The following is a 12,088-nucleotide window of genomic DNA, read 5'->3' on the forward strand; positions in this document are numbered from 1 at the left end:
TGATTGGGGAGATGAGTAACATCGTACCGGAGATGGTGGAGCTAAGCGGAATCGAACCGCTGACCTCTTGAATGCCATTCAAGCGCTCTCCCAACTGAGCTATAGCCCCGATCTCCATGGCCGGCTTGGGTGCCCGGCGTCGATGTGGGCGGAACATAGTCGTGCCGCCCGTATCGATCAAGAGGAATTTGCGACGAATTTCAAATCCCTCTGTGGATAATTTCTGGAGGATAATTTCCCCTCAGAAACAGCCACTTAGCTTTCGCTATCGTCTTCCATGTCGACGCGAATGCCTGGAACGCTTTCATCGTCTTCGTCTTCGTCGTCGATGAAGACGTCGTCATCACCGTCGTCGTCGTCATCGAGATCGACGTCGTCGTCGCCGTCAAGATCCGGCACATCGTCGCCGTCGCCTTCAGCTTCGGCATCGGCCTCTTCCAGGGTGACCATTTCAGCCCCGGCCAGATCCTCTTCATCCTCATCGTCTTCCGGCTTTTCCTGCACCTTTGCGGCCTTAGCCGAACGTGAGGTCATTACCGCCTGGAAGACCCCGCCGCATTTCGGGCACGTGATCGGATCACGGTTGAGGTCGTAATATTTTGCGCCGCAGCTTGGGCACAGCCGCTTTGTGCCAAGTTCAGGTTTTGCCACTGTGCTAACCCTTCGTCTTCTATGTCTCTCGGCGCCCCATAACCTTGGAAGCGCCCCCCTGTCAAAGCCAAATCACTCAAAATTTCGAAGTCGTCCAAACTTCTGCACGAGACAGGTAAAAATTCAAGGATCTGAGCGGATGACGAATGGCCCTGCTCATGGTAGCAAGAGGCGCTTTCGTCTCGAGTAATCTGCATCGGAAAGTTTACGCATGTCCCACGGCTCCACGCCCGCTCCCCTGACCGCCCGTGCCACCGGCGCCTTGACCGGCACTGTTCGCGTTCCCGGCGACAAGTCGATCTCGCACCGGGCCCTCATGTTCGGGGCGCTCGCAGTCGGCCGCACTACCGCCAAGGGCCTTCTGGAATCAGAGGACGTTCTGGCGACAGCTGATGCCATGCGGGCAGTCGGCGCCAAGATCGCACGACAGGACGATGGCACTTATGTCATCGACGGCGTCGGCCTCGGCTCCTTGCTTGAGCCGGAAGGCGTGATCGATTTCGGCAACGCCGGGACCGGCGTTCGTCTGACCATGGGGATTTTCGGCACTCACGATATCGCCGCAACCTTTGTCGGCGATGCCTCGCTATCGAAGCGCCCGATGGGTCGTGTCCTCGATCCCTTGCGTGACATGGGCACGAATGTGATCGCACGCTCCGGAGATCGCCTGCCCGCGTCTATCCGCGGCGCCAAGCAGCCGCTGCCAATCACCTACCGGGTTCCCATGCCCTCGGCCCAGGTCAAATCCGCCGTGCTTCTGGCTGGCCTGAATTGCCCGGGTGAGACAACCGTGATCGAGCCGATTGCGACACGAGACCATACCGAAAAAATGCTGGCCGGCTTCGGAGCCGACATCAAGGTCACGGTCAATGATGCTGGTGAGCGGGTCATAAAGCTTCAGGGTCAACCGGAACTCAAGCCGCAGGACATCGATGTGCCAGCCGACCCGTCTTCGGCCGCCTTCCCGATTGTCGCCGCGCTGATTGTTCCCGGATCGGACGTGACCATCGAAAACGTCATGCTGAACGAACACCGGACGGGCCTGATCACCACCCTGATCGAAATGGGTGGTGACATCGAGCTGATGAACAAGCGCAGTGCCGGCGGTGAGGAAGTTGCCGACATCCGCGTCAAGCACAGCAAGCTGAAGGGCATTACCGTTCCTGCCGACCGGGCACCGTCGATGATCGACGAATATCCGGTGCTGGCGATTGCGGCCGCATTTGCCGAAGGTGATACCTTCATGCCCGGGCTGGATGAGCTGCGGGTCAAGGAGTCCGATCGCCTTGCCGCGGTCGCTCGCGGCCTTGAGGCAAACGGAATTCCCTGCACCGAAACCGAAGACACGTTGACCGTGACGGGCGGCGCCGATCAGATCGGTGGCGGTACGGTCGTCACACACCTCGATCACCGCATCGCCATGTCATTCCTGGTCCTGGGCATGGCGGCGCACAAGCCGGTGACTGTTGACGACGGGGCAGTCATCGCGACCAGCTTCCCGACTTTCACCAGCCTGTTTGCCGGTCTTGGTGCGGAGTTTCTCGGCAACGACAGCGAGGCGGCATGATTATCGCGATCGACGGTCCGGCCGCGTCCGGCAAGGGAACCCTCGCCCGCCGCCTGGCAGAACACTTCAAGCTGCGCCACCTCGATACCGGGTTGACCTATCGGGCGGTCGCCGCGGCACTGCTGGCCAAGGGCCTGCCGCTCGGCGACGAACAGATCGCCATTGAGATGGCCCGGCATCTCGACCTTGCCAAGATGGACAAGTCGTTGCTTTCCTCGCATGAGGTTGGCGAAGCCGCCTCGCGCGTAGCGGTTCTGGGTGGGCTTCGTGGCGAGCTCGTTCGCCTTCAGAAAGAATTTGCCGCAACGCCACCAGGTGCTGTCCTGGACGGACGGGATATCGGCACGGTCGTTTGCCCCGACGCAACCGTGAAGCTCTTCGTCACCGCCTCGCCAGAAGCGCGCGCAAAGCGGCGGACAGACGAGATTCTGTCCAAGGGGCAGGAGGCGGAATATGCCTCCGTGCTCTCCGATCTGAAGCGTCGTGACGAGCGCGACAGCCAGCGGACGGTCGCTCCGATGAAGCAGGCTGCGGATGCGCACTTGCTTGACACGACGGAAATGGATATAGAGACGGCGTTTCAGGCGGCTGTGGATATCGTCGAAAAAGCACGCGCTGCGTAGTTGTTTCGTCACAAGCCTGCTCCAAGAGTTTTCGCTCCGGATCAGGTCCACGCGTTGGCACTTATGCTTTCATGCCAGCCTGACGCGACAAGCCGTGCCTGAGGCGCAGCTTATCAAACCATAGATTTTTGCGGATGGTATTGCTTCCCCGAAGCGCTCGGTCCGCTTGGAATTTGTTCTGACACTCCCCGGAATGTCAGGGCAGACAAGGGAACCAATGCCGCTCGCCCCGCCGGCCCGTTGCCAATCGGCAACGGAAGAACAAGGCCAAAGGCTCTGTTCCGGGCGGCTTCTGGATCCTCAATGCAACACAAACCCGCCGGCGGCCTGCCAGGATTGGCACCAGGAGTTTCAATGTCTGAACTGAATCCCTCCACCGAGGATTTTGCAGCTCTTCTCGAAGAGTCCTTTACCCAGACCGACCTTTATGAAGGTGCAGTGGTCAAGGGTACCGTTGTCGCAATCGAAAAAGACCTCGCCGTCATCGACGTCGGCCTGAAGGTCGAAGGCCGCGTGCCGCTGAAGGAATTCGGCGCCAAGGGCCGCGACGGCGAAATGAAGGTCGGCGACGAAGTCGAAGTCTACCTTGAGCGCGTCGAAAATGCGCTCGGCGAAGCCGTCCTGTCGCGTGAAAAAGCACGCCGCGAGGAAAGCTGGGTTCGCCTCGAAGTTGCTTTCGAAGCCAACGAAAAGGTTACTGGCCAGATCTTCAACCAGGTCAAGGGCGGCTTCACCGTCGATCTGGATGGCGCTGTTGCCTTCCTTCCGCGCTCCCAGGTGGACATCCGCCCGGTTCGCGACGTTACCCCGCTGATGCACACCCCGCAGCCGTTCCAGATCCTGAAGATGGACAAGCGCCGCGGCAACATCGTGGTCTCCCGCCGCGTCGTTCTGGAAGAAACCCGCGCCGAACAGCGTTCGGAACTGGTCCAGAGCCTCGAAGAAGGTCAGACCGTGGAAGGCGTCGTCAAGAACATCACCGACTACGGTGCGTTCGTCGACCTCGGCGGCATCGATGGCCTGCTGCACGTCACCGACATCGCGTGGCGCCGCATCAACCATCCGTCGGAAGTTCTCACCATCGGCCAGACCGTCAAGGTGCAGATCATCCGCGTCAACCAGGACACGCATCGCATCAGCCTCGGCATGAAGCAGCTTGAAACCGATCCGTGGGATGGCATCGAAGCCAAGTACCCGATCGAAGCCAAGTTCTCCGGCCGCGTGACCAACATCACGGACTACGGTGCATTCGTCGAACTGGAGCCGGGCATCGAAGGCCTGATCCACGTTTCCGAAATGTCCTGGACCAAGAAGAACGTCCATCCGGGCAAGATCGTTTCCACTTCCCAGGAAGTCGAAGTGATGATCCTGGAAGTCGATCCGGTCAAGCGCCGCATCTCCCTGGGCCTCAAGCAGACCCTGCAGAACCCGTGGGATGCATTTGCTGAACAGTATCCGTCCGGCACCGAAGTCGAAGGCGAAGTCAAGAACAAGACCGAATTCGGCCTGTTCATTGGCCTCGACGGCGACGTCGACGGCATGGTTCACCTCTCCGACCTCGACTGGAACCGTCCGGGCGAACAGGTCATCGAAGAGTACAAGAAGGGCGACATGGTCAAGGCCGTTGTCCTCGATGTTGACGTCGACAAGGAGCGTATCTCCCTCGGCATCAAGCAGCTCGGCGGTGACCCGATGGACTCCGGTGCAGCCGGCGAACTGCGCAAGGGCGCAGTCGTCACCTGTGAAGTTGTCGACATCAAGGAAGGTGGCCTGGATGTGAAGATCGCTGACAGCGACCTGACCGCATTCGTCCGCCGTGCCGACCTGTCCCGCGAACGCGGTGACCAGCGTCCGGAGCGTTTTGCGGTTGGCGACAAGTTCGACGCCCGCATCACCCAGTTCGACAAGAAGACCCGCAAGGTCGGCGTGTCGATCAAGGCCCTGGAAATCGCAGAAGAGAAGGAAGCAGTCGCTCAGTACGGCTCCTCTGACTCCGGCGCGTCCCTCGGCGACATTCTGGGTGCCGCTCTCAAGCAGGCTGGCTCCGACGAATAAGACACGTCCTGCCAATACTCTTGGCAAGACTGGAAAAGCCCGGCGGAAACGCCGGGCTTTTTTGTTGCCGCTTTACGAACCCCGCGACGCGCTATAGGTAAGGTGACACTTAACAAAGCAATCGTTTGATACCAGGGGGGATCCGATGACCGAGCCAGTCACTGGCGCACCTTATCGCGCAGACCATGTCGGCAGCTTGCTGCGGCCGGACAGCGTCAAGGAAGCACGCAAGAAGTTCTACGAAGACAAGTCGATCAGTGCAGACGAGCTGAAGGAAATCGAGGACGCGGCCATCGCCGACGTCATCAAGCTTCAGGAAGACGTCGGCCTCAAGGCCGTCACGGACGGCGAGTTCCGGCGCAAGTTCTGGCACTTCGACTTCATGGGAATGCTGACGGGCTTCACCCTGGTGGAACGCGCCGTCGGCGTGCAGTTCCACGGCGTGACAATTCCGCCCACGCACCCGACGATCACCGGCAAGCTGGACTTCCCCGAAGACCATCCGATGCTGGAACACTACAAGTTCGTCGCGGCGAACACGAAGGTCCAGCCGAAGATCTCCATTCCGGGCCCATCCTGTTGCCATTTCCGCACGGCACCGGAAGACATCACACCTGCCGAGTACAAGGACCTGGATGTCCTGTTCGCGGATCTCGCCGCCACCTACAAGAAGGCTGTCGAGGCATTCTACGCGGCCGGCTGCCGTTATCTGCAAATGGACGACATCTTCTTCGCTTACCTGTGCGACCCCAAGCATCGCGCAGCCAAGGCAGCGTTGGGACAGGATCCGGACTGGCTGATTGATCGCTACGCCTGGATGATGCACGAGGCCATCAAGGACCGTCCTGCAGACATGAAGATCGGCATGCACCTGTGCCGCGGCAACTTCGCTTCAACGCACGCTGCCGAAGGCGCCTACGACATGGCGGCTGATGCCATCTTCAACAAGACCGGCATCGACATCTACTTCATGGAGTACGACACGGACCGCGCCGGCTCCCTGGAGCCGCTCCGCCTGTTGCCGAAGGGCTCCAAGCGGGTTCTGCCGGGCTTCATCACGACCAAGACTCCCGAACTGGAAGACATCGACGATCTGAAGCGGAAGTTCGACGAGGCCGGCAAGTACTGCGACATCAACCAGCTGGGCATCGCCCCGCAGTGTGGTTTCGCATCGACCGAAGAAGGCAACAAGGTCACCATGGACGATCAGCGCAAAAAGCTGGAGCTTGTGGTCAAGACAGCCGAAGCCATCTGGGGCGGCGTCGACAAGTAACGGTCGCAGTCCATCTCCAATAAAGCTGAGGGCGGTCCATCGGGCCGCCCTTTTGACTTTTGGTCCACAGTCGCTACGCTGGAGCAATCACACTGAGTACCTGCGCCAAGCGCGTGGCCTCAAAAACTCACTTTAAAAACAGAATGAGAGACACGCCGATGACCACAGTCAAGTCGGGCGACACGGTTCGCATCCATTACACGGGCACCCTTTCGGACGGCTCGGTTTTCGACAGCTCTGAAGGCCGCGATCCGCTGGAATTCACAGTTGGCTCGGGTCAGATCATCCCCGGCCTCGACAATGCCATACCGGGCATGACAGTCGGCGAGGAAAAAACCGTCCACATTCCGAGCGAGCAAGCCTACGGCGCGAAGGACCCGAATGCGATGCAGCCGGTTCCACGCGAACAGTTCCCGGACAACATCCCTCTTCAGGTTGGAACTCAACTGCAGGTCCAGACCCCGAATGGCCAGGTCATGCCGGTCATGATTGCCGAAGTCTCTGAAACTGAAGTCCTTCTGGATGCAAACCATCCCTTGGCCGGCAAGGACCTGACCTTCGCGTTCTCGCTCGTTGCCATCGCCTGACCCTTTCGGCGGCAGAATATCTGGCACCAAGGCCCCTTCTCCCGTAACGTTATCCTTGGGAATACCAAATAACGCGCGGGGGGAGAGACGATGCGTGGCCTTGCTTTCTGGTTCTATTTCACTGGTGTGGTCTATGTGATCGTGGGAATGGCTCTCGGCATCCACATGTCCGCGTCCCACGATTACACATTTGCACCGGTTCACGCGCACATAAACCTGATCGGCTGGGTGACCATGGGGCTGTTCGGCCTTTACTACCACGCCGTCCCGCGGGCCGCGGCCGGTCTCCTGCCGAAGGTCCATTTTGCCGTGGCGAGCGTGGGTTTCTGGCTGGTCATTCCCGGGATCGTGCTAGCCATCCAGGAAAAGGGTGAACTATTCGCGAAACTCGGCTCGGTGCTGACGTTGGCCTCGATGGTCCTTTTCCTGATCGTGGTTTTCCGCTCACGAGACAAGGCAGCAGCGTAAGTGCCCGGTCATGAACAGATGATTGCTCCGCAATAGGCAGCAGTTCGACGTGATTGGAATTGCAATGATGCTGATTTCCACCCTATCTAGGGGCGAGCGATCACTACGCCCCGAGGAGTTTGCGACGTCATGAGCCTGGATGCCGACGTTTTGGTTGACCGACGCAGAATGCGCCGGAAGCTGAGTTTCTGGCGTGTTGCCACCTTCGTTATCCTGGCCGTAGGGCTGATTGCAGCAATCCTTGCGACGACGGAACTCAACGAGTTTTCCAAGCGGCGGCCGCATGTCGCCCGCATTGCGATCGACGGTGTAATCCTTGAAAACCGCCAGCAGCTGAAGCTGATCGAGGAAATCGGCAAGAGCGATGCCGTGAAGGGTGTGATTGTCTCCATCAATTCTCCGGGCGGCAGCACAACCGGCGGGGAAGCGCTTTACGAGGCCCTGAGGGAACTCGGCGCATCCAAACCGGTGGTTTCCGAAATTCGCACGGTCGGGGCGTCCGCCGGCTATATGATCGCACTTGCATCTGATCACATCGTTGCGCGCTACAACTCGATCACAGGATCAATCGGCGTTCTGTTTCAGTACGGCAACATCGCAAAGCTGATGGAAAACATCGGCGTCGAGATGGATGCAGTCAAAAGCGCGCCACTGAAAGCCGAACCGGATTTCTACTCCGAGACATCACCGGAAGCCAAAGCCATGCTTGGGACGCTGGTCAACGACAGCTACGACTGGTTCGTGGCATTGGTGGCTGAACGTCGAGATCTCGACGCGGCCCGCGCGAAAGCACTCGCCGATGGCAGCATCTATTCCGGACATGCGGCCAAGGCAAATGGCCTGATCGACGCCATCGGCGGCGAGAAGGCGGCCATTGCCTGGCTGGAAAACGAGAAGTCCGTACCGGCGGATTTGCCGGTACTCGACTGGTCCTCCAAGGACACGGAGGAAAGCCTGCCGATTTCCGTGAAAATGGCCAAAGGGGTCGGACTCGGCATTGCAAATGGACTAATTGACGAGATGGACCTCGCTAAATGGCTGATTTCTCCCGCTATTACGCTTGACGGCCTCGTGTCCGTTTGGCAGGCTCCGGGAGCGGCACAAGAAAAGTCAGCAGTTCGAGGGGGCGGCCAATGATTAAGTCGGAGTTGGTTCAGCAAATAGCCGAACAAAACCCGCATCTCTACCAGCGCGACGTCGAGAACATCGTCAATGCGATCCTGGACGAGATCACTGAGGCACTGATGCGCGGTGATCGGGTAGAACTTAGAGGGTTCGGAGCTTTTTCCGTCAAGAACCGCCCGGCGCGCGTCGGTCGCAATCCCCGCACGGGCCAGAAAGTCGAAGTCGAGGAAAAATTCGTTCCCTTCTTCAAGACCGGAAAAGAAATGCGGGTGCGACTGAATGACGGTGTGGACCACGGCGACGACTAAGAGCTAAACAGGTCACGAGGCAATCGCATTCGCTGTGCTGCGTATCCGGCAGACTGCGTCCGGTGGTTTTCGGCTGGTGTTGCCGTTTCGTGACTGACCTGCTCATGGGAGACACATGTGACCCGTTTCATCAAGAACATGATCCTGATCGCAGTTGCGATCGTTCTGGTTCCTCTGTCGGTTGCCAACCGTCACCCGGTTTCGATCTCCCTAAATCCCTTTGATCCGGCGGACCCCAATCTGACGATTGTCGACATTCCGCTGTTCTGGGTCTTTTTCGCCTCTCTCGGCGTCGGCATTCTGCTCGGTGGCATTGGTGCGTGGGCCAAACAGGGCAAATGGCGCAAGGAAGCGCGGGTGAAGCGGCGTGAGGCAGACAAGTGGCACCGCGAGGCAGACCAGTTGCGGGAAACCAAGGAGCTGGCGTCTTCCGCTCCGGCACTCCCCGGCTCCGATAGCCGTAGCGCGGCCTGACGCTCGATCCGGGACTTGGATTGAATGAGACTCATTTCCAGCGACGAGATCGAGAGCACCCTTACATTTCCGGAAGTCATCGAAACGCTTCGACGTGCATACAGATCGGCAACCATCGTGCCGGAACCGGCACGATTTTCGATCGAACGCACAGGCGGGAATGCGTCCACGATGACCATGTCTCCCGCCTGGACCAACTTCGCCCTGCAGGGACATGATGATCGGGGTTACATCGGCTGCAGCCTCTCGATTGATACGGCAGACGCCAAGTCCCCTGCTTCCAGCGCCTATCTCCTCATGTCCGGCAAACACGGGCAACCGGTCGCCCTTCTTGACGGGATCGCCCTGGCAGGATGGCGACACTGTGCCCAGCATGCCCTTGCTGTGCATTACCTGGCCAGAGAAGATGCGACGCGGCTTCTGGTTCTGGGTTCGCCGCCAAGGTTCGCACAGATGCTTGAGGCCTACAGGTGCGTACGGGACATCCGTTCCGTGCTTTTCATCGGGGATGCCAATGAAACCTGTCGCAACTTGACCGCCAGTTCCACCTTCCCCAAGACGACCTTTGCCTGCACTGATGACATCGAGGGCGCTCTGGAAGGCGCAGACGTCATTTGCGTCCATGGGGACGGACTTGCGCTGCTTGGCAGCCACGATGTCCAGTCCGGGGTGCATGTCGACCTCGTCAACACCGCGGACGAATTGCCGCAAAGGCTGCTGGAAGCCGCGCGTCTATTTGTCGGCGACCGGCACGACAGCATCGCCTCCGGGCTTGAGGATGTAGCCGCGGACCTGAGGGAACTGACCCAGGGAACCAAGGCAGGCCGACGATTCTACGGGCAAGTGACACTGTTCATGAGTGGCGACAGCAACGGTCTGCCGGACCTCGCTACAGCAGGGCACGTTTTCCTTCGCACCTGAATGCGCAGCGACGTGTTCTGCGTCACAGAGTGAAGGACCGATTTAAGGCATGCTGCTGTCGTTGTCAGAACGACATGTGGAGCCAAGCCATGTTCAGAACATTGCTTTACATCGGGACATTACCGGCCGTATTCACCGGCCTTGCAGCGTTCGTGGCATTTGCCGCAATTGCCTGAGTGCAAACGCCCGTCCCATGATGAAAAAAGCCGGCCCATGGCCGGCTTTTTCATGTGTCCTTGCGTTTGTTGTTCTTGTAGCCCGGCATGGACCAGCCGAATTCGATCGCGCCACCTCTCAGCAGCAATGCAAGCAATGCCGCAATGGCCGCAGCGACCCAACCGCTGAGACCGAACGCTTTCATCGCGACAAAGCCGCCAGCGCCCACGAATGCGGCCGTGACGTAAATCTCGGACTTCACGATGGCCGAGGGTTCACCGGCGATCACGTCGCGCAGGACGCCGCCGAACGTCGCCGTGGCAACCCCCATCAGCACCGCGACCACGGGCGTATCGCCGACGCTCAGCGTCTTGGCCGCTCCCATGACCGAATAGGCCGACATCCCGATGGCATCAGCCCAGCGCAGGGGTTTGCCGAAGCCTTCGACAATATGGGCAAAGAACCACATGAAGATGCTGACGCCGAGACAGACCAGCAGGTATCCCTCCGACTTCAGCCAGAAGACCGGCACATCGAGCAGAAGGTCGCGCAAAGTTCCTCCTCCGATCCCTGTCAGGGTTGCGAAGAAGAGAAACGCGACGAAATCGAGGCCTTTCCGGGATGCAACAATGCTGCCCGCAATCGCGAAGACCGCGACACCCAGGTAGTCCAACAGCTGCAGCAGCATTCCTCATCCCCCAAAACAAAAGCCGCTCTCCGGTGCGTCCGGAAAGCGGCTCTCCTAGCTCATATCAGGTATCGCCGATCAAGCGCTCTTGTCGACCGTCTGGCCAGCCTCGGCGCCGCCATCGGCTGCAGCCGGAGCTTCCTTCGGTCCGCCCTTGGAGACGCCGACCATGGCCGGGCGCAGAACACGTTCGCCGATCTGGTAGCCGGCCTGAACCACCTGGACCACCGTGTTGTTCGGCACGTCGGTGTTCGGAACCTCGAACATCGCCTGGTGGAAGTTCGGGTCGAACTTCTGGCCCGCCGGGTCGAGTTTCTTGACGCCATTCTTTTCAAGCTGGTTGAGCAGCTCGCGCTCGGTCATCTCCACGCCCTCAATGAGAGCTGCAATGCCGGCATCGGCATTCTGGCGCGCTTCTTCGGGCAGGGAGTCCAAAGCGCGGCGCAGGTTGTCGGACACGGTCAGCATGTCACGGGCAAAGCCACTAACTGCATATTGCCGGGTGTCCTTGATTTCCTTTTCCGTGCGGCGGCGCAGGTTTTCCATTTCCGCCATGGTGCGCAGGGCGCGGTCCTTGAGCTCGGCGTTCTCGGCCTTGAGCACTTCGATCGGATCGACGTCGGCATCACCACCGGACACTGCTTCCGCGTCCTGAGCACCGGCTGCGGTCACTTCAGGCTCCTGATCGGCAGGGGTCTTGTTTTCGTCGGTCATGTTGGTCCGTAGCACTACTTGTCATAAACAGAATTCGGGCGGATATGCTCTCAACATACCCGCTCCGAACGGTCAAGATCCAATATGTCAGCCGCAGCTCCAGGGGAGAAGCTGCAGCCTGCCAAATGGCGGGATCAGAGCGCGCTCTTGATCCAGTCGGCCAGCTTGCCCTTCGGCGCAGCGCCAACCTGGGTTGCCATCGGCTCGCCATCCTTGAACAGGATCAGCATCGGAATGGAGCGAACGCCATACTTCATGGCAGCGTCCTGGTTCTCGTCGATGTTGATCTTCGCGATCTTCACCTGACCAGCCAGTTCGTCGGACAGCTCTTCAAGAGCCGGAGCGATCATCTTGCAGGGGCCACACCACTCGGCCCAGAAGTCGACAACGACCGGCTCGGACGAGTTCAGAACATCGTTTTCAAAGCTGGCATCGGTGATGGTGTTCGTAGCCATGTTGTGTCTCTTTCGTGAATCAT

14 protein-coding genes and 1 tRNA gene are annotated in these 12,088 nt (G+C 59.4%); 10 read left to right on the top strand and 5 right to left on the bottom strand.

The window, feature by feature from the left end; all coding sequences use genetic code 11:
- Positions 1 to 33 precede the first annotated feature (33 nt).
- Positions 34 to 109 (bottom strand) — tRNA-Ala (locus ACN0SY_RS14735).
- Between the two features lie 146 nt (positions 110 to 255).
- Positions 256 to 651, bottom strand: coding sequence for a TIGR02300 family protein (locus tag ACN0SY_RS14740; RefSeq protein ID WP_417688367.1), 396 nt, complete (start codon positions 649 to 651; stop codon positions 256 to 258).
- A 211-nt stretch (positions 652 to 862) separates the two neighbouring features.
- Here ACN0SY_RS14740 and aroA point away from each other — a divergent pair, with 211 nt between their 5' ends.
- From aroA to ACN0SY_RS14790, 10 genes are all read left to right on the top strand, one after another.
- On the top strand, positions 863 to 2,218 hold the full coding sequence (gene aroA / locus ACN0SY_RS14745) for a 3-phosphoshikimate 1-carboxyvinyltransferase (protein ID WP_417688369.1): 1,356 nt from the start codon (positions 863 to 865) through the stop codon (positions 2,216 to 2,218).
- Positions 2,215 to 2,841, top strand: coding sequence for a (d)CMP kinase (gene cmk, locus ACN0SY_RS14750; RefSeq protein WP_417688371.1), 627 nt, complete (start codon positions 2,215 to 2,217; stop codon positions 2,839 to 2,841). The genes aroA and cmk overlap by 4 nt, the downstream gene beginning before the upstream one ends.
- A gap of 354 nt (positions 2,842 to 3,195) precedes the next feature.
- The gene (rpsA, locus tag ACN0SY_RS14755) at positions 3,196 to 4,896 is read left to right on the top strand and encodes a 30S ribosomal protein S1 (protein ID WP_417688373.1); all 1,701 of its coding nucleotides are present in this window, start codon (positions 3,196 to 3,198) and stop codon (positions 4,894 to 4,896) included.
- A gap of 145 nt (positions 4,897 to 5,041) precedes the next feature.
- Positions 5,042 to 6,169, top strand: a complete 1,128-nt coding sequence (locus tag ACN0SY_RS14760) for a 5-methyltetrahydropteroyltriglutamate--homocysteine S-methyltransferase (protein WP_417688375.1) — start codon at positions 5,042 to 5,044, stop codon at positions 6,167 to 6,169.
- A 158-nt stretch (positions 6,170 to 6,327) separates the two neighbouring features.
- Positions 6,328 to 6,756 (top strand): FKBP-type peptidyl-prolyl cis-trans isomerase, encoded by a 429-nt coding sequence (locus ACN0SY_RS14765; protein WP_417688377.1) that lies wholly within the window; start codon positions 6,328 to 6,330, stop codon positions 6,754 to 6,756.
- Between the two features lie 90 nt (positions 6,757 to 6,846).
- Positions 6,847 to 7,224 carry a hypothetical protein gene (locus tag ACN0SY_RS14770; RefSeq protein ID WP_417688379.1) on the top strand — a complete coding sequence of 126 codons (378 nt, stop codon included), beginning with the start codon at positions 6,847 to 6,849 and terminating at the stop codon, positions 7,222 to 7,224.
- Between the two features lie 129 nt (positions 7,225 to 7,353).
- Positions 7,354 to 8,361 (top strand): signal peptide peptidase SppA, encoded by a 1,008-nt coding sequence (sppA, locus tag ACN0SY_RS14775; RefSeq protein ID WP_417688381.1) that lies wholly within the window; start codon positions 7,354 to 7,356, stop codon positions 8,359 to 8,361.
- Positions 8,358 to 8,657 (top strand): integration host factor subunit beta, encoded by a 300-nt coding sequence (locus ACN0SY_RS14780; protein WP_417688383.1) that lies wholly within the window; start codon positions 8,358 to 8,360, stop codon positions 8,655 to 8,657. Before sppA ends, ACN0SY_RS14780 begins: the two co-directional genes overlap by 4 nt.
- A 117-nt stretch (positions 8,658 to 8,774) precedes the next feature.
- Positions 8,775 to 9,131, top strand: a complete 357-nt coding sequence (locus ACN0SY_RS14785; RefSeq protein ID WP_417688384.1) for a DUF1049 domain-containing protein — start codon at positions 8,775 to 8,777, stop codon at positions 9,129 to 9,131.
- Positions 9,132 to 9,155: 24 nt separating this feature from the next.
- On the top strand, positions 9,156 to 10,052 hold the full coding sequence (locus tag ACN0SY_RS14790; RefSeq protein WP_417688386.1) for an ornithine cyclodeaminase: 897 nt from the start codon (positions 9,156 to 9,158) through the stop codon (positions 10,050 to 10,052).
- 226 nt (positions 10,053 to 10,278) lie between these two features.
- Here ACN0SY_RS14790 and ACN0SY_RS14795 read toward each other — a convergent pair whose 3' ends face one another.
- The 3 genes from ACN0SY_RS14795 to trxA all read right to left on the bottom strand — a co-directional run bounded on the left by ACN0SY_RS14795 (position 10,279) and on the right by trxA (position 12,065).
- Positions 10,279 to 10,896 carry a trimeric intracellular cation channel family protein gene (locus ACN0SY_RS14795; protein WP_417688388.1) on the bottom strand — a complete coding sequence of 206 codons (618 nt, stop codon included), beginning with the start codon at positions 10,894 to 10,896 and terminating at the stop codon, positions 10,279 to 10,281.
- Positions 10,897 to 10,974: 78 nt separating this feature from the next.
- The gene (gene grpE, locus ACN0SY_RS14800) at positions 10,975 to 11,610 is read right to left on the bottom strand and encodes a nucleotide exchange factor GrpE (protein WP_417688390.1); all 636 of its coding nucleotides are present in this window, start codon (positions 11,608 to 11,610) and stop codon (positions 10,975 to 10,977) included.
- A gap of 134 nt (positions 11,611 to 11,744) precedes the next feature.
- The gene (trxA, locus tag ACN0SY_RS14805; protein ID WP_417688392.1) at positions 11,745 to 12,065 is read right to left on the bottom strand and encodes a thioredoxin; all 321 of its coding nucleotides are present in this window, start codon (positions 12,063 to 12,065) and stop codon (positions 11,745 to 11,747) included.
- Positions 12,066 to 12,088: the final 23 nt, after the last annotated feature.

This window comes from Roseibium sp., from assembly GCF_048261595.1.
Lineage (GTDB): Bacteria > Pseudomonadota > Alphaproteobacteria > Rhizobiales > Stappiaceae > Roseibium.